Origin of the sequence: Olivibacter domesticus, from assembly GCF_900109575.1 — a bacterium.
Taxonomy (GTDB): Bacteria; Bacteroidota; Bacteroidia; order Sphingobacteriales; family Sphingobacteriaceae; genus Olivibacter; species Olivibacter domesticus.
The window spans coordinates 139,191-156,842 of record NZ_FOAF01000010.1; the positions used below are offsets into that span (position 1 = coordinate 139,191).

Genomic DNA, 17,652 nt, shown 5'->3' on the forward strand with positions numbered 1-17,652 from the left:
GATTGGCTTAGGTGATATTGATCTCCCAAACCATCACCGTTTTATCGTCGCTTACGGTAATCAACGTGTTACGACTGCTCCATAAAATATTATTAATTGATAAGCGATGCACAGGATAACCCTTCTCAAGGCTTATATTCTTTAGTAGGGAATAATCTTCAGCGCGCCATATTTTAATACTTTTATCTCTGCTGGCAGTGGCAAGAATGGGCAATTCGGGGTTATAGACAATGCCGTATACGGTAAACATATGCGCGGTAAGGTTTTTTACTAAATGATAATCAATCGGATCAAAAATGTTTAATTGCGCATCACGTCCACCAGTTAATAGTTGATGTGTATCAGGCGAAAAACACAAAGCAGTAATCGCTGCACTATGTTCATCAATTTCATGTATTAGTGAATATTCTTTTGCATCAAAAATTCTTATTTTACTGTCTTTAGAGCCCAATGCAAATACATTTTCTTCTTTATTAAGCGCAATACAGCGTACGGTATCTTTCGATACGCTAAAATTATACAACCGTTGAAAGGATTGTGTGTTCCATATAGAAACGGTTCCGTCTTCGGAAGATACGATCAACTCAGGCTTTGAGTAAAATGACTGAATACCGAAAACAGGTTTTTCGTGATGTATGAGTTTTGCTACGACCTTATTAGCTTCAAAATCCACTATGGTAACCAAGCCGCTCCGTTCGCCAACGGCCAATAAAGAGCTATTTGCTATACGATGCAGGCAATAAACAGAGCTTTTTACAGGCAATAGTACTCGTTTAAATTCACCTTTTATCAAATCCCATTCAACTACCCCCTTATCGTTACCAGCAGTAAACAAGAGCGTCGAGTCTACATTTCTTTCGAGTGCAAAAATGGGATTTTGATGCCCTGTTAAAGCATGTTTTTTAATAACTTCGATATTGCTCATCCGTTTTTATTTGTGATGGCGTTCCTCCAGATTTTTGGCTATTCTTTGAAGAGAGATGTTTTTTTCCTTTAATAATACCATCAAATGAAATAATAAATCAGAAGACTCATTGACGAAATCTTTTTCTGTTTCTTTTAAGGCTGCAATAACCGTTTCTACAGCTTCTTCACCCACTTTTTGAGCTATCTTATTAATTCCTTTTAGCTTCAACTTGTTTACGTAGGAATCTTCTTTAGGATTAATATATCGATCATCAATGATCTGTTCGAGCTCGAAAATGAAGTTTTGATTATAGTCCGTTTGAAAACAGCTCCTGGAGCCGGTGTGACAGGTGGGGCCTTGTGGTGAAGCCTTTATTAAAACAGTATCATTATCGCAATCGATGTCAATACTAACCACATTTAAATAGTTGCCACTTTCCTCCCCTTTTGTCCAAAGTCTGTTTTTTGAACGGGAGAAAAAAGTTACTTTTTTTTCAGACTGGGTTTTTTCCCAAGCTTCTTCGTTCATATACCCAAGCATGAGTACTTCGAGCGTTTGATGATCTTGGATAATTACAGGTACAAGTCCTGCACCTTTATTAAAGTCTAACATTCTTGTTTAATTATCGTTCTGCTTTATGTTTTATTATCGAATCTTGATGCCACTCGCCCGCAGTGAATCCTTAAGATCAGGAATCAGTATTTCACCGTAATGAAAAACGGATGCCGCTAGTGCCGCGTCAACATTGGCCTCTAAGAAGACATCTGTAAAATGCTGCTTACTACCAGCACCACCTGATGCAATTAAGGGAATGGTCAGTGATTGATTGATTTTTTTTAGTAAGGTGCAATCGAATCCGTTTTTTGTTCCATCGTGATCCATAGAAGTTAACAGGATTTCACCAGCACCTCTACTTTCAGCCTCTTTTATCCACTCTTCAGTAAGGATATCCGTTTTTATTCTTCCGCCATTTAAGTGTACGTAATTTTTTCCATCTATGTGCTTCGTGTCGACCGCTACTACTACGAATTGAATACCAAAAGCATTTGCCAACGTGTTGATGAGAGCTGGATTTTTTACCGCAGCAGAGTTGATGGATATTTTATCGGCCCCTGAATGAAGTAATATTTCAGCATCTGCAACCTCATGAATTCCACCACCAATAGTAAACGGTATGTTCACATTCCTTGCTACTGCTTTTACCATCTCAACGGTTGTCTTGCGTTTTTCATGGGTAGCAGTAATATCTAAAAATACTAATTCATCTGCTCCTTGCGCTGAATATTGCCATGCAAGTTCTACAGGATCACCGGCATCTCTTAGATCTACAAAGTTTATACCTTTTACTGTGCGGCCATCCTTAACATCCAAACATGGAATAATTCGCTTGGCGACACCAGCATTTATATCTGCATTTAGAAGTTGATCAGCGAGCGAAGATTCCATTCTTTTATTTCTTCTATACTTATTCTATTCTCATAAATCGCTTTTCCAACAACACATGCTTCGATGCGAAGTTCATCCAGCGCTTTGATGTCTTCTAGAGAACTTATACCTCCTGAAGCAATGAGCTTAATGATAGGGGAGTGATCTAGCAGTTTTTTATACAGATCAATACCAGCTCCTCCAAGTTTACCATCTTTATTTATATCCGTACATAAAAATCGAAAGAACCCTAAATTTAAACAACGATCAATATAATCAATGAGTTTAACGGGAGAACTTTCCATCCATCCTGAATATTTTATTACTTCATCAAGTACATCAATAGCAACTACAATATGATCCGAACATTTTATGCCATTGCAATATAGACGACTTAGCTCATCTAAAAATTCGGGATTAGTAATAGCTTGTGTGCCCACGATGACCCGATGTACTCCTGCATCGATTAATTCTTTTACTTTCTCAATACTCCGTACGCCACCACCATACTGTACTTTCATGTCAGTTTTTTGAATGATGTTGAATAGGTATTGTTGATTTGTAAAATCACCCTTAGCTCCATTCAGGTCGATGATATGCACGAATTCCGTACCATTTGATTGATACTTTTCTATCATTTCCTCTAAATTGATATCATAGGTTGTCACCTCGTCGTATTTTCCTTCTCGAAGGCGGACTACCTGTTTATCTAATATATCTATTGCTGGAATAATATACATGATTTTATATTTGAATTAGATTGTACAAAAGTTTTTTAATAATTGTTCCCCTGCTTTGCCAGATTTTTCCGGATGAAACTGGACGCCATAAAAATTATTATACTGTATTGCCGAAGAATATTTTATACCATAATCAGTATAAGCAAGTGTAAAAGTAGGATTATATTCTATAAAATAAGAATGGACAAAATAAAAGTAGGCATCTTTTTCAATGTTTTGAAAGAGTTTGCTGTTCTGCATAGGGGACACTTTATTCCACCCCATGTGTGGGACTTTTAAGTTTACGCGATTAGCAAAATGGAGTGTTTCTATATCCATTACATTCAGTAAATGGGCATCACCTTCTTCAGAATGACGCGTTAAGAGTTGCATGCCAACACAAATGCCGAGCACAGGCTTTTCTAGCTTTTTTATGCTGCTTGTGAGGCCCGTGGCTTTTAATTTTTGCATGGCCGCGCCGGCATGGCCAACACCTGGTATAATAATATGGCTGTAATTCTCCATGTCACCCTCCTCATTAATCATAGCATATTCTATTCCAATACGATCTAAAGCAGCGGTTAACGAAAAAATATTTCCAGCTCCGTAATTTATAATTCCAATCATAGGATGTTGTACGTTTTAAGTTATAGGTTCTACGTTTTAAGTTTTACGTTGTTGTTTCTAAGTTTTACGTTGCAGGTTCTATACTTTACAACCTATTACTTATCACTTACAACTTATCACTTCCTAGAGTATCCCCTTAGTGCTTGGCAATTGCATATTATCCGTATCTCGTTTTACCGCCATTTTTATTGATTTAGCAAAGGCTTTAAAGATCGCTTCAATCTTGTGGTGTTCATTTTGCCCCTCTGCCTTAATGTTTAAATTGCTTTTGGATGCATCCGAGAAAGATTTAAAAAAATGTATGAACATCTCTGTGGGCATTTCGCCTATTTTTTCTCTTTTAAATTCAGCATCCCAAACTAACCAGTTCCTACCTCCAAAATCTATCGCGACTTGTGCCAAACAATCGTCCATCGGTAGGCAAAATCCATATCTTTCTATGCCCCTTTTATCGCCCAATGCTTTTAACAATGTTTCTCCCAATGCTAAGGCTGTATCTTCAATAGTATGGTGCTCGTCGATATGTAAATCTCCTTTTGTATGGATCGTTAAATCCATGTTTCCATGTCTGGCAAGCTGATCTAGCATATGATCAAAAAAAGGTATTCCCGTCTCAATATCAGCCTTGCCACTCCCATCTAAATTTATCTTAACAAAGATGTCGGTTTCATTGGTAGCTCTCCGGTGCTCAGCCGTACGAGTACCCACTTTTAAGAAGTCATATATTTTCTTAAATTCAGTGGTTGACAATGCAACTACATCTTCATTTATAGAAAGGTTTTCCATTAATCCTAAAGAATCATCATTACGCAACCAGATAGCCTTAGCACCAAGATTTTGTGCTAGTCGAACGTCATTAACACGGTCGCCGATCACATAAGAATTTGTGAGATCATACTTTTCAGTGTCAAAATATTCACTAAGCATCCCAATTCCAGGTTTTCTGGTGTCAGCATTTTCATGGGGAAAAGTACGATCTATGTGTTCTTTTATAAAATGTACTCCCTCGCCAGCAAAGGTGTCTATGACAAAATTGTGAACTGGCCAAAAGTTTTCTTCTGGATGACTGTCGGTTCCAAGGCCATCTTGATTGCTTACCAACACTAAATCAAAGTCGAGCTCTTTTGCAATTTTAGGCATGTATTGTAAGGCTCCGGGATAAAATTTTAATTTTGAAAAGGAGTCAATTTGTTCGTCCGCCGGTTCGAGAATTAAGGTGCCATCACGATCGATGAACAATAAACGCTTTTTATAAGTCTTTTTTAACATAAAGCTAAATTCAATTCTAAATAGGATATCAGATTAAAAAAACGATCATTTTGCAAAGTTACGAGTAATTTGTTAATGTTACTTGCTCGCTGTTTTATCTGGAAAATGATCCTCTTCACTTAAATTTTTTGATAGTTCTGAAGAGCGGCTAACAATTCCTTGTTCTCTTCTGGTGTTCCAACTGTTATCCGTAAGCAGTTCTCGCATAAGATAACTGAAGAACGATCACGTACAATAATCCCTAATTCAACCAAATAGTTGTAGATATCCTTGGGGTTGCTTGCTTTCATCAATAAAAAGTTGGCATCTGAAGGGTATACCTGTTGTACGAAGGGAAGCGCTAGCAGCATCTTGTCTAGTAACTCACGTTCCTTGACGGTTTCTTTAATCCAATTGTTTACTTTATCAATATTCTCAAGTGCCTCTAACGCTAATATCTGAGATGCTTCATTAATATTGTAAGGGGGTTTAATTTTGTTGAATATATCGATAATTTCGGGAGAAGCAAATGCCATTCCGATACGCAAACCTGCTAAACCCCATGCTTTGGAAAGGGTTTGTAAAACAACTAAATTGTTATATTCAAGTAGTTCCTGTATAAATGATCGCTGCTTAGAAAAATTTATATAGGCCTCATCCACAATCACTAAACCATTAAAATTACTCAATACCGTCTCTATGTCGTCTCTATTAATGGAATTTCCGGTCGGGTTGTTAGGCGAGCATATGAAGATTATTTTTGTTTTTTCATCTATAGCTTCCGCGATTCCCTCTAAATTTAACTGAAAAGCTGGTGTTAGATTCACCCTCTTTATCGCTATATCGTTAATATTCGCCGAGACTTCATACATGCCGTATGTTGGAGGCACAATGATAACATTATCAATACCAGGTTTGCAAAATGCTCTAAATAAGATGTCAATCGCTTCATCGCTACCATTACCCAGAAAGATGCTATTGGTTGGAACACCTTTTATTTGACTTATTTTACTTTTTAGCTTAAGTTGTAGTGGGTCAGGGTACCGATTATAATTCGAAGCTAAAGGAGATCCAAAAGCGTTTTCATTTGCATCTAAAAGTATAGCTGCTTCTCCTTTAAACTCGTCTCGTGCGGACGAGTAGGGGACGAGTTTCTTTATATTTTCCCTTAACAGGTTGTTGATATTTATATTCATTTTATTAATCAGCTTTTATCGCTTACTAAGTATCGCCCCCAATTATTTGAGAGCCCTCTTAGACTTAGCGATTTTTTTTAGTACCATTCATTCTCACCGTAACAGCATTTTTATGCGCTTGAAGGCCTTCAAGTGCGGCTAAAGTCTCTACCGTATGACCAATTTGTTGCAGCCCTTCTTCTGTTATATGCTGGAAAGTTATTTTTTTTATGAAAGAATCAACAGACACTCCCGAGTACGATCTTGCGAAGGCACTGGTAGGTAAGGTATGATTCGTTCCTGAAGCATAATCGCCGACGCTTTCGGGTGTTAAGTGCCCTAAAAATACCGACCCTGCATTTATTATTTTATTGGTCAACTCCTGCCAGTTGTCTGTAGAAATAATCAAATGTTCAGGTGCGTATTGATTGCTGAAATACATGGCTTCCGATAAGTCCTCACATAAAACTGCGTAAGAATTATTGATCGCTGCTAGGGCGATTTCTTTTCGTGGAAGCTCGTTTACTTGTTTAATTAAGGCCTCTTTTACATTGCTAAGCAACTGTTGGCTATCAGTAACTAATATTGCTTGACTATCTACTCCATGTTCGGCTTGTGCAAGTAAATCAGCAGCGACGAAGTCGGGATTACTTGTGCTGTCGGCAATTATCAACACTTCAGACGGGCCAGCGGGCATGTCAATGGCTGTTTGGGTGGTAGATTGTATAATAGTTTTTGCTTTAGTGACATACTGATTTCCCGGGCCAAAAATTTTATCCACTTTCGTGACGCTTTCGGTACCATAAGCCATTGCTGCAATAGCCTGCGCCCCACCTACAAGAAAAATTCGTTTTATTTTCAATAAATAAGCACAATAGGCAAGGTACCCGTTTATCTGTCCGTTTGCCTGTGGCGGGGAGCATACCACTATTTCCTTGCAACCCGCAATACGAGCAGGGATACCAAGCATCAGAAAGGTGCTAGGCAAAACGGCCGTTCCGCCAGGTATATATAAACCTACGCGCTCGATCGGCCTTGGTTCTCTCCAGCAAGTAACGCCTGGCATAGTGTCTATTTTCTTCTCTTTTCTTAACTGGTACTGATGAAATTTATGAATATTATTGAAAGCGATTTCGAGTGCCCGTTGCTGTTCTCTGCCAATACTCATTGCAAGCGTGTTTATTTCATCTTCTTCTAAAAACAACTTGCTTAATTTTATACGATCAAACTTCTCCGCATATTCAATGAGGGCCTTATCTCCTTCAGATTTTACTTGCTGAATAATAGACGCTACCGTTTCTTGAATATCATTGGCAGGGTCTGTATTGCGCGTTATCAACTTTTCTAAATCCTCGCCAGAAAGTTCTTTATATCTGTAAGTTTTTAACATGTTAATAGTGTATTAAATGTCTCGTATCAAGATGTCAGTATCAGGTATCAAGATTTTCGCATTTAAAATGATATTCAATTGTCTTTGTTATATCTGCGTCTTGATTCTTGTATCTTATACCTTGCGTCTTTATATAATAACCTTTTCAACGGGCATTACAACAATTCCTTGCGCGCCAGCAGCTTTTAACTTGTTAATTTTCTCCCAAAAATCGCGCTCCTGTATAACGGTATGAACGGCAACCCAGTTGTGTTCTGCTAAGGGTACAACGGTGGGACTTTTGACGCCAGGTAACAACGATAAGATAGTGTCTAAATTAGTACGATCAACATTCAAAACAACATACTTTGTCTCTTTTGCCATCAGCACCGACTGTATGCGTTGCATGAGCTCTTTTATGATTCCGTTATGTTCGATACCATTTTTAGAGATCAAAATGGCTTCAGAGGCAAGCACATCAGCAAATGGCTTTAATCCATTACTCTTTAACGTTCCTCCTGTAGATACGATATCGCAGATGGCATCACTTAATCCCAAACCCGGTGAGATTTCAACAGAACCAGAGATGGTACGAATGGTTGCATTTACCTGGTTTTCCTGCAAGTATTTTTTCAGAATTACAGGATAAGATGTAGCTATTGCTTTGCCTTCAAGGTCCTTAATATTTTTAAGTTCGCTCTCGTTTGGTACCGCAATTTTCAACATACATTTTCCAAAACCTAAGCGTTGTAAATAATGTACATCTACTTCGGTTTCATTAATGACATTTTCTCCTACGATTCCGATATCTGCAATGCCGTCCTGAACGTATTCAGGAATATCATCATCCCTAAGAAAAAGAATTTCCAGTGGGAAATTAGAGACAGTGGATATAAGGGAACTTTTGTAATTTTCGAAGGTTAAGCCACAATTTTTTAAAAGTTCGACAGATTTTTCATTTAATCTGCCCGATTTCTGGATGGCAATTTTTAAAGATGACATCTTGTTTTTTTATATAAGTTCTAGTTTAGCAAGTATTTACTAAAATAATTAATACGATTAATAAGAAAATTTGCTGGAGGATGTGCTTCACGTAGAAACATACTAATTACATATCGCCACATGGGCGATGATGAAAATGTATGTGATGTGCGAAGACTTTAATCATTGTTGACACTTGTCTTTTTGAATAAGACGTTACAAATATAGGATATGGTTTTTATTTTGCAAACAAAAAGATGATTTTATTGAAAAATGTTCATGCTAAACTGGTTTTTGTTGTAGCAACGAAATAAAGGATAAATAGACTTGATGCCATAGATGTTTCAAAGATTGTCATTTATGGTTAATAGTATTGCTTTCATAATACAAATAATGTACATTGGCATGATAAAAACTTCTAGTTTGAGAATGTATGGCGGATATAAATAATAAAATTACAGAAGAGGCTATTCAAGAGAATACTTTAGATGCTGGTATACAGCATGTCAATAACCCAGTACTGGATCTTCCCCAGATTGTAAAAAAATATCTTCAGAAAGTAACGAGCTACATGCAGAAGGAGAATAGTTTCTTGTTCACAGACGGGTCGGCAACGGTAGAAGTAAAAGTTGTGAGCGATGAAATTATTCGGGTAAGGCTCGCTCCTCATAGTCAATTCCTCGAGGATTTTTCTTATGCTGTACCGAATGCGGATCAGCATGTAGCGGTGTATGCTTTCCAAGAGAATGAAGAGACTTATAGTGTGAGTACGAATACGGTTACATGTGTTGTAAATAAAGGAAATTTTCATATTTCTTTCCAAGATAGGGATGGGCAGATCATCAATCGAGATCATTCGCCGATGCACTGGGAGGAAAACCCCGACTTCGGGGGATACTATGTTTATTGTACAAAAGTTGCGACAGAAAGTGAGTCTTTTTACGGACTTGGAGATAAACCTACGCAACTTAATTTACGAGGGAAAAGGGTAACAAATTGGAATTCGGATACCTATTCTTTTTCATTTAATCAAGACCCTTTATATAGAAGTATCCCCTTTTACATCGGGTTAAATGGAGGAGAGGCCTACGGTATTTTCTTTGACAATACCTTCAAGACGTACTTTGATTTTGCTTCTGAAGTGCATGATCAGACTAGCTTTTGGTCGGAAGGAGGGGAATTACAATACTATTATATCCATGGGCCGCATATGATGGACGTTGTGAAACGCTACCATAGTATAACAGGTACACACTACCTACCGCCCCTCTGGGCTTTAGGATTTCATCAGTGTAGGTGGAGCTATTATCCGGAAAGTAAAGTGATTGAAATTGCTGAAGGTTTTCGGAAAAGGAATATTCCCTGTGATGCTATTTATTTGGATATCGATTATATGGACGGATATAGATGTTTCACTTGGAATAAACATTATTTTTCCAATCCAAAAAAGATGATCAAATCGCTGGCAGATAATGGTTTTAAAACAGTGGTCATTATTGACCCGGGTATTAAGGTGGACGACAATTATTGGGTTTTCAAAGAAGGAAAGGAAAATAAATATTTTTGTCGGAGAGGGGATGATTATTTTATGGAAGGACACGTATGGCCCGGAAGATGTCAATTTCCTGATTTTACCAATCCCGATACAAGAGAATGGTGGGGAACTTTATTTAAAGGCTTGGTTGATGTAGGCGTTGCCGGCGTTTGGAATGATATGAATGAGCCTGCAGTATTTGGTAGAGGAACATTTCCGAATGATGTAAGGCATAATTACGATGGTTATCGGGGATCACATCGAAAGGCGCACAATATTTATGGTATGCAGATGGTTAGAGCTACCTACGATGGTTTAAAGAAACTAAACCATGGCAAAAGACCCTTTACGATCACACGATCGGCTTATGCCGGTACACAGCGCTATGCCTCGGTTTGGACAGGCGATAATGTAGCTACCTGGGAACACTTACGTTTAGGTGTTTTACAGTTGCAGCGATTATCGGTGTCAGGTATGCCTTTCTGTGGGACAGATATCGGAGGTTTTAGTGGGGAACCTGATGGCGAACTCTTTACAAGGTGGATTCAGTTTGGTGTATTTTCTCCCTTCATGCGCGCGCATTCTGCGGGTGATACCCGAGAACGGGAGCCATGGAGTTTTGGTGAAGAATTGGAGGCTATTAACAAAAAATTCATAGAACTCCGTTATAAATTATTGCCTTATATATATGCTGCATTTTGGGAACAAACGAAGTATGGCTTTCCCATTTTAAGACCTGTTACCATGATTGAACAGGAAGAGCTTGGTAATATCGTTCGAGAGGAAGAGTTCTCTTTTGGTGATAAAATTCTTGTATCGCCCGTTGTCAACCCGGGGCAACTCACTAAGAGAGTATACCTGCCTAAGGGGCAATGGTATAATTACTGGAGTCACGAACAGTTGAGTGGGGGGCAAGAACACGATATTAGCACACCGCTTGATCAAATGCCAATTTTTGTGAGGGCGGGCGCCGTAATACCAGAGTTTCCTGTAATGCAATATGTAGATGTAAAACAGGTGGAAGTGCTTAAGCTATTAGTTTATTATACTGACACAGAGGTGAATTCTTTTGTTTATGAAGATCACGGGGATACATTCGCATATGAGCAGGAAATTTATTTAGAGAAGAAATTTGTTGTAAAAGGCAATAAAAATAATCTAATTATAAACCAAAGCGTTGATGGGTTGTTTACTGAACGGTATGAGACTTATAAAATTCATTTAATAGGTTTTCCGTTTTCGATAAATAAAGTGATGGCTGACGATCATTCAATAGCGATTACTGTTGAAAATGATATACCAACTGTGGTAGTAAACAAAGATTTTAGAAATATCCTTGTAAACTAGGGGCGTTCACGGATACAAAATAGATCTTCTTCTTACTCCTTGAAATTAGGCAATTAGACTAATCATCTAATTGCTAAACTTAACTTAATTTAAAAAATAACTGAATTATGCATAATCCGGTAGAGGTGTACTCCTTGTTTACAGATTTCGATGTGAATCTTTTTAAAGCAGGTAAACATTATAAATTATACGAAAAATTTGGAGCACATTATCTGGAGGATCACAACAGAATCGGAACTTACTTTGCTGTTTGGGCACCTAATGCTTCCACTGTTTCAGTAATTGGAGATTTTAATGGGTGGAATCCTCACGTGCATAAATTAAATATTCGTTGGGATGGTTCGGGTATTTGGGAGGGATTTATACCCGGTATATCATTGGGACAGCATTATAAATACAGTATCGTATCAACCAATGGAGAACATTTAGAAAAAGGCGATCCATTTGCTTTGCTATGGGAGGTCCCACCTCAAACTGCATCAAAAGTAGGTACTACTTGGTACGAATGGAAAGACACCGAGTGGATGGAAAAAAGATATTTGCATAATGGCCTCGACCGTCCGATTTCCGTTTATGAACTGCATTTAGGTTCATGGATTCGTGATCCAGATAAACCAAATGAAATCTTAAGTTACGGACAAATTGCGGATAAATTAATTCCCTATATTAAGGAAACCGGGTTTACGCATGTAGAATTTATGCCCTTAATGGAACATCCTTATTATCCATCTTGGGGTTATCAAATAACAGGTTATTTTGCAGCTTCTTCACGATACGGCCCACCTCAAGAGTTTATGTATCTGATAGAGCAATTACATTTAAATGAAATAGGCGTAATATTGGATTGGGTACCTTCACATTTCCCCAGTGATGCCCATGGTTTGTATCGTTTCGACGGATCTCACCTATATGAGCATGCCGATCCTAGACAGGGTTATCACCCTGATTGGAGCTCTTACATCTTCAATTACGGGCGTAATGAAGTGCGGGCATTTTTAATAAGTAACGCGGTGTTTTGGTTAGATCGGTACCATGCCGATGGCCTTCGTGTAGATGCTGTGGCATCCATGTTATACCTTGATTATTCTCGTAAAGAGGGGGAATGGGTTCCAAATAAATATGGTGGACGGGAAAATCTTGAAGCTGTAAGCTTTATTAAAGAGTTTAACGAAGTGGTTTATAAAAACTTTCCTGACGTACAAACCATTGCCGAAGAATCTACAGCGTGGCCTGGAGTAAGCCGGCCAACATTTTTGGGAGGATTGGGTTTTGGTATGAAATGGATGATGGGGTGGATGCATGATACATTGAATTATTTCAAAGAAGATCCAATTCACCGAAAATATAGCCATCAACAGATTACGTTCAGTACAGTTTATGCGTTCCATGAGAACTTTATGCTGCCGCTTTCGCATGATGAGGTAGTGCACGGAAAAGGGTCGTTGATAAATAGAATGCCAGGAGATGAGTGGCAAAAGTTTGCTAATTTAAGAGTACTCTATCTTTATATGTTTACACATTCTGGCACGAAGCTGCTTTTTATGGGAGGAGAGTTTGGGCAAACGTCAGAATGGGATAGCAATCGGTCATTAGATTGGCATCTATTGAACTATGCACCTCATAAAGGTTTATTCAAATTTATTGCTGCAATAAATACGCTTTATAAAAATGAACCGGCTTTATATGAAAAAAGTTTCTCTTCAGAAGGTTTTGAATGGGTTGAATTAGGAGATCATGAAAACTCCGTATTAGTATATTACCGAAAAGGCAATCATAAGGAAAATGATATAATTGTTATTCTAAATCTCACTCCTGTGATTCGCTATTACTACAGAGTAGGATTACCCTACAAAGGTGAATACGAAGTACTGCTTAATACGGATGATACGCTTTATTATGGCAGCGGTGTGCATGTAGATAATATTGTTTCGGAGGTTTTTCATTGGATGAATAAGGACTTTTCGGCAAAGTTGACCTTACCTCCTCTTGGGGGAGTAGTGTTAAAATTGCAAAATACTAACATTTAATTCTAACCAATCATGTATGGGGATGAGAAAACAAAAAAAATTAATGCATATTTTTCATTTTGCAGCAGAATGCTATCCGGTAGCTAAAGTTGGAGGGTTGGCCGATGTTGTTGGAGCATTGCCTAAATATCAGCAGAAAGCGGGATTAAAAGCTTCCGTGATTATTCCATATTACGAGAAGCCTTTTATTAAGGCGCATACATTTATAGATGTATATCAAGGATACATTCAACAAGGAGCCGAATCACGCCCTTACAGTATACTTAGGGAGCTAAATGATAGCTTAGGATTCGAGCTGTTTCTAGTAAAAATACCGGGACTTCTAGATAGGCCAGAAATATATTCCTATCCTGATGAATATGAGCAATTTTTAGCTTATCAGCATGCTGCCTTAGATTGGTTATGCGCCGCTGGTATTCGGCCCGACATCATACATTGCCACGATCATCATGCGGGACTCATTCCCTTTTATATCGAAAATGCACAGCAGTTTGATTTTTTAAAAGGAATACCGACAGTAGCTACCGTGCATAACGGTCAATACCAGGGGTGGTTAGATTGGGACAATGCCTTCTTGTTACCCTCTTTTGATACATGGAAATGGGGATTAGTTGATTGGAATGGCCTGATTAATCCGTTAGCTGCCTTAATAAAATGTTGCTGGGCATACACCACTGTATCTGAAGGGTATTTGCAAGAATTGTATCAAGAAGCAAATGGCCTGGAAAGTTTGTTTTTGGCAGAGAAAGAAAAATCGTATGGCATTATTAATGGCATTGATACGGATGTTTGGAACACGAAGACAGATGATATGTTAACTGCAAATTTTAGCTTAACCAATATCACGAAAGGAAAAGATCTCAACAAGAAAACTTTATGTTTAACCTATCATTTGGATGAAAATCTGCCGTTAATTGCGTTTATCGGGAGGTTTGCATTCGAAAAAGGCGCCGATATATTACCTGGTACTCTTTTGAGAGTGTTGGAAGAATTTAAAGGTCGGTTTAACTTCTTGATATTAGGCTCAGGAGATAAAAAGCTTGAGCAAACTTTAGAGCAGATTTCCAAAGATTATTCCGAACATTTTGCCCTCTACATTGGTTATAATGAGGAGCTTGCTCATCAGGTGTATGCTTCGGCTGATTATCTGTTTATGCCATCTCGGGTGGAACCTTGTGGATTGAACCAACTATATGCCATGCGTTATGGCACTGTTCCTATTGTTCGGTCAACTGGGGGCTTGAGAGATACTGTAAAGGATCTTGATACAGCGGATGGCTATGGTATTTTATTTGAAAATGCGACTGTTGAAGATGCGATTGAGGCCATTAAGAGAGCACTTGATTTTTGGCATAAGACAAACAGCAATACCTTTTCTTTTTTGCAAAAAAAATTGATGAAACTAGATTTTTCATGGGAAAGATCTTCGGCTAAATACACTGAATTATATAACAAATTAATTGATTGATAGATATGACTCCTAAGGTAATTTCCATTGTGCTAGGAGGCGGCAGGGGAACGCGATTAGCACCTTTAACAGATAAACGCTCTAAGCCTGCTGTACCGATAGCAGGAAAATATCGTTTAGTTGATATACCTATTTCGAATTGTCTAAATTCGGGCTACAATAGGATATTTGTTTTAACGCAGTATAATTCTGCGTCTTTAAATACACATATAAAAAACACGTATAATTTTAGTGTTTTCAGTAAGGGATTCGTTGATATCATTGCGGCAGAACAAACGATGGAGGGTGATAAATGGTTTCAGGGAACAGCAGATGCGGTTAGGCATTCACTGAGATATATGGCAAATCATGAATATGATTTTATTTTAATTCTTTCCGGCGACCAGCTTTATCAAATTGATTTTCAAGAAATGATTGAATATCATATTGGTAAAAAGGCAGAGATCACAATAGCAACTATTCCTGTAAATGCAAAGGACGCTACTTCTTTTGGAATTCTTAAATCGGATGAAGAAGGGAATATTCTTTCTTTCACAGAAAAGCCTAAGACCGAATTATTAGTTGACTGGAACTCGGAAGTGAGTGATGAAATGAAGGCCGCTGGTAGAGAGTATTTAGCATCAATGGGTATCTATGTGTTTAGCAAAGGTGTTCTTAATGATCTGTTAACCATGAATCCGGGCTTGGATTTTGGAAAAGAATTAATACCTGATGCAATAAAAGATGGGCAAAAGGTTGTCAGCTACCAGTATGATGGATATTGGACTGATATCGGTAATATAGATTCCTTCTTTGAAGCTAATATTGGCTTAACAGATGAGATACCTGCTTTTAATCTTTTTGATAATCAGAGTATTTTTACCCGGCCGAGAATGCTACCGCCCTCAAAAATGGCTTCTACAACTTTAAATAATGCGATAGTAGCAGATGGTTGTATCATTGCAGCTGCACAAATTGAGCGCTCAGTAATTGGTGTACGTTCTCGGATTGGAAAGGGTACAGTGATCAAAAATACCTATATGATGGGGAGTGATTTTTATCAGAATCTAGAGGAATTGGAAGATGCAAAACGCAATAACAAACCAATTGTGGGGGTAGGAGAAAACTGTTATATCGATACTGCTATTTTGGATAAGAGTTGTTCGATTGGTAATAATGTACAGATAAGAGGAGGAAGACACTTGCCTGATGGAGAGTTTGATACCTATATGGTAAAGGATGGAATCATCGTCATAAAAAAGCGTGCAAATCTTCCCGATGGAACCATTATAGGCGAATAAGGAACCTTATGGCGTTTATGCTGGATATTGTGTTGGCTACATGTAGATAGTTTTCTTAGACTTTAAGTACAAAATATTCGTTAGCATTAATGAGTATTTTGTACTTTTGTTTTTTAATGGAAGTTCATTATACCGTACTTCATTCTTTTAAACATTACATAACCCAAACGGTTATCTTTAGACAATTTTTTCTATTTTTTGTTTTTGCTACCAGTTTTTGGAAGAGAAACTGCCTTGTATGCTATTTAAATAATCAAAACCACTTCTTTTTACATGAATAATATATTGATAAAGTCAGCAACATTAATATTTCCTGATCATGATAAGCATGGGCAGATTGTTGATGTATGGATTGATAATGGTATTATTAAGGATATATCCTTACATGGGGAGAAAACTTATGAACAAGTAACTGTTATTGATGGTAAGAACCAATATTTAGCTCCTGGTTTTTTTGATATGAATGCTAATTTTGGTGAACCTGGTTTGGAATCTAAAGAAACGCTGTCAAGCGGCTGTGCTGCAGCGGTAGCAGGAGGGTTTACGGGAGTTGCTGTCCAGCCTAATACAAATCCGGCACTGCATAGTAAGGGTGAAATAGCCTTGGTGGTTAATTTATCAAAAGATAATTTAGTTTCTGTATACCCTGTTGGAGCTATAAGTAAAGATCGGGCAGGAAATGATTTGGCGGAGCTATATGATATGAAATTGGCAGGTGCTGTCGCTTTTTCGAACGGAAACAAAAGTGTGCAGCAAGCAGGACTAATGAGTAGAGCGTTACTATATAGTAAAGGATTTGGCGGTTTAGTTTTATCGTACGCGGAAGATTCATCTATTGCTAATAATGCCAAGATGAATGAAGGGATTATGAGTACTTATTTAGGAATGAAGGGGAACCCCAATTTAGCCGAAGAACTTATGGTAACGCGCGATCTATATCTTGCCGACTATAATGACGCTCCTATACATTTTAGTACCATTAGTACGAGAGGAAGTGTCGAGCTGATTAGACGGGCAAAAAGAAAAGGACTGAAGGTTACTTGCGACGTTGCTGCTCATCATCTTGTACTTACAGATGAACTGGTTGCTGAATTTGATAGTAATTATAAAGTAAATCCTCCATTACGAACCCTTGACGATATCGAGGCATTGAAAGAAGGTTTACAAGACGGTACCATAGATGCAATTGTATCTCAGCATACACCACATGAAATAGAATTTAAAAAAGTGGAATTTGAGATAGCAAAAAATGGTATTATTTCGTTACAAACAGTGTTTCCTCTATTGTTAAAGGCTGGATTATCGCTTGAATTGATTGTTCAAAAGTTGGCCATTAATCCCCGCAAAATATTGCGACTTGCTTTACCTACGCTACAAATTGGTGATAATGCAAACTTAGTTTTGTTTAATCCAACTGAAAGTTGGACATTTGATTTAAATACAAATAATTCGCTTTCAGTAAATAGCCCATTTTACAATACTACATTAACAGGGAAGGTTAATCTTGTAGTTAATAATAAAAAGATTTACGTAGTGTAAAACAGC

At 37.8% G+C, this 17,652-nt stretch carries 14 protein-coding genes; 5 read left to right on the plus strand and 9 right to left on the minus strand.

Annotated elements, in window-relative coordinates; genetic code table 11:
* Positions 1–7: 7 nt before the first annotated feature.
* From BMY50_RS24115 to hisG, 9 genes are all read right to left on the minus strand, one after another.
* Positions 8–925 (minus strand): WD40 repeat domain-containing protein, encoded by a 918-nt coding sequence (locus BMY50_RS24115; RefSeq protein ID WP_093330509.1) that lies wholly within the window; start codon positions 923–925, stop codon positions 8–10.
* Between the two features lie 6 nt (positions 926–931).
* The gene (gene hisIE / locus BMY50_RS24120; RefSeq protein WP_093330513.1) at positions 932–1,519 is read right to left on the minus strand and encodes a bifunctional phosphoribosyl-AMP cyclohydrolase/phosphoribosyl-ATP diphosphatase HisIE; all 588 of its coding nucleotides are present in this window, start codon (positions 1,517–1,519) and stop codon (positions 932–934) included.
* Between the two features lie 33 nt (positions 1,520–1,552).
* Positions 1,553–2,353, minus strand: a complete 801-nt coding sequence (gene hisF, locus BMY50_RS24125) for an imidazole glycerol phosphate synthase subunit HisF (protein WP_093330518.1) — start codon at positions 2,351–2,353, stop codon at positions 1,553–1,555.
* Positions 2,323–3,072 carry a 1-(5-phosphoribosyl)-5-[(5-phosphoribosylamino)methylideneamino]imidazole-4-carboxamide isomerase gene (locus BMY50_RS24130; RefSeq protein ID WP_093330521.1) on the minus strand — a complete coding sequence of 250 codons (750 nt, stop codon included), beginning with the start codon at positions 3,070–3,072 and terminating at the stop codon, positions 2,323–2,325. The genes hisF and BMY50_RS24130 overlap by 31 nt, the downstream gene beginning before the upstream one ends.
* Before the next feature lie 15 nt (positions 3,073–3,087).
* The gene (gene hisH, locus BMY50_RS24135) at positions 3,088–3,678 is read right to left on the minus strand and encodes an imidazole glycerol phosphate synthase subunit HisH (protein WP_093330526.1); all 591 of its coding nucleotides are present in this window, start codon (positions 3,676–3,678) and stop codon (positions 3,088–3,090) included.
* Positions 3,679–3,801: 123 nt separating this feature from the next.
* On the minus strand, positions 3,802–4,947 hold the full coding sequence (gene hisB / locus BMY50_RS24140) for a bifunctional histidinol-phosphatase/imidazoleglycerol-phosphate dehydratase HisB (protein ID WP_093330529.1): 1,146 nt from the start codon (positions 4,945–4,947) through the stop codon (positions 3,802–3,804).
* Between the two features lie 119 nt (positions 4,948–5,066).
* A complete protein-coding gene (hisC, locus tag BMY50_RS24145; RefSeq protein ID WP_093330533.1) occupies positions 5,067–6,122 on the minus strand; it encodes a histidinol-phosphate transaminase in 1,056 nt (351 codons plus the stop codon).
* 64 nt (positions 6,123–6,186) lie between these two features.
* Positions 6,187–7,491, minus strand: coding sequence for a histidinol dehydrogenase (gene hisD, locus BMY50_RS24150; protein ID WP_093330536.1), 1,305 nt, complete (start codon positions 7,489–7,491; stop codon positions 6,187–6,189).
* 129 nt (positions 7,492–7,620) lie between these two features.
* Positions 7,621–8,472: an ATP phosphoribosyltransferase gene (gene hisG, locus BMY50_RS24155; RefSeq protein WP_093330539.1), complete on the minus strand. Its 852-nt coding sequence runs from the start codon at positions 8,470–8,472 to the stop codon at positions 7,621–7,623.
* A 412-nt stretch (positions 8,473–8,884) separates the two neighbouring features.
* On the opposite strand from hisG, the gene BMY50_RS24160 reads away from it, so the two are divergent.
* The 5 genes from BMY50_RS24160 (at position 8,885) to BMY50_RS24180 (ending at position 17,646) form a co-directional block, all read left to right on the plus strand.
* Positions 8,885–11,332 (plus strand): glycoside hydrolase family 31 protein, encoded by a 2,448-nt coding sequence (locus BMY50_RS24160; RefSeq protein ID WP_093330543.1) that lies wholly within the window; start codon positions 8,885–8,887, stop codon positions 11,330–11,332.
* A gap of 107 nt (positions 11,333–11,439) precedes the next feature.
* Positions 11,440–13,359, plus strand: a complete 1,920-nt coding sequence (gene glgB, locus BMY50_RS24165; RefSeq protein WP_093330546.1) for a 1,4-alpha-glucan branching protein GlgB — start codon at positions 11,440–11,442, stop codon at positions 13,357–13,359.
* Positions 13,360–13,381: 22 nt separating this feature from the next.
* Entirely contained in the window at positions 13,382–14,827 is a 1,446-nt protein-coding gene (locus BMY50_RS24170; RefSeq protein ID WP_238383874.1) for a glycogen synthase, read from the plus strand.
* Positions 14,828–14,832: 5 nt separating this feature from the next.
* Positions 14,833–16,107: a glucose-1-phosphate adenylyltransferase gene (locus BMY50_RS24175; RefSeq protein WP_093330550.1), complete on the plus strand. Its 1,275-nt coding sequence runs from the start codon at positions 14,833–14,835 to the stop codon at positions 16,105–16,107.
* Positions 16,108–16,380: 273 nt separating this feature from the next.
* Positions 16,381–17,646: a dihydroorotase gene (locus tag BMY50_RS24180; protein ID WP_093330554.1), complete on the plus strand. Its 1,266-nt coding sequence runs from the start codon at positions 16,381–16,383 to the stop codon at positions 17,644–17,646.
* Positions 17,647–17,652 lie beyond the last annotated feature (6 nt).

Excerpts from the sequence above, each read along its gene's own strand:
- BMY50_RS24115 (WP_093330509.1), bottom strand. The coding sequence starts at position 925 with ATGAGCAATATCGAAGTTATTAAAAAACATGCTTTAACAGGGCATCAA.
- hisIE (WP_093330513.1), bottom strand. The coding sequence starts at position 1,519 with ATGTTAGACTTTAATAAAGGTGCAGGACTTGTACCTGTAATTATCCAA.
- hisF (WP_093330518.1), bottom strand. The coding sequence starts at position 2,353 with ATGGAATCTTCGCTCGCTGATCAACTTCTAAATGCAGATATAAATGCT.
- BMY50_RS24130 (WP_093330521.1), bottom strand. The coding sequence starts at position 3,072 with ATGTATATTATTCCAGCAATAGATATATTAGATAAACAGGTAGTCCGC.
- hisH (WP_093330526.1), bottom strand. The coding sequence starts at position 3,678 with ATGATTGGAATTATAAATTACGGAGCTGGAAATATTTTTTCGTTAACC.
- hisB (WP_093330529.1), bottom strand. The coding sequence starts at position 4,947 with ATGTTAAAAAAGACTTATAAAAAGCGTTTATTGTTCATCGATCGTGAT.
- hisC (WP_093330533.1), bottom strand. The coding sequence starts at position 6,122 with ATGAATATAAATATCAACAACCTGTTAAGGGAAAATATAAAGAAACTC.
- hisD (WP_093330536.1), bottom strand. The coding sequence starts at position 7,491 with ATGTTAAAAACTTACAGATATAAAGAACTTTCTGGCGAGGATTTAGAA.
- hisG (WP_093330539.1), bottom strand. The coding sequence starts at position 8,472 with ATGTCATCTTTAAAAATTGCCATCCAGAAATCGGGCAGATTAAATGAA.
- BMY50_RS24160 (WP_093330543.1), top strand. The coding sequence starts at position 8,885 with ATGGCGGATATAAATAATAAAATTACAGAAGAGGCTATTCAAGAGAAT.
- glgB (WP_093330546.1), top strand. The coding sequence starts at position 11,440 with ATGCATAATCCGGTAGAGGTGTACTCCTTGTTTACAGATTTCGATGTG.
- BMY50_RS24170 (WP_238383874.1), top strand. The coding sequence starts at position 13,382 with ATGAGAAAACAAAAAAAATTAATGCATATTTTTCATTTTGCAGCAGAA.
- BMY50_RS24175 (WP_093330550.1), top strand. The coding sequence starts at position 14,833 with ATGACTCCTAAGGTAATTTCCATTGTGCTAGGAGGCGGCAGGGGAACG.
- BMY50_RS24180 (WP_093330554.1), top strand. The coding sequence starts at position 16,381 with ATGAATAATATATTGATAAAGTCAGCAACATTAATATTTCCTGATCAT.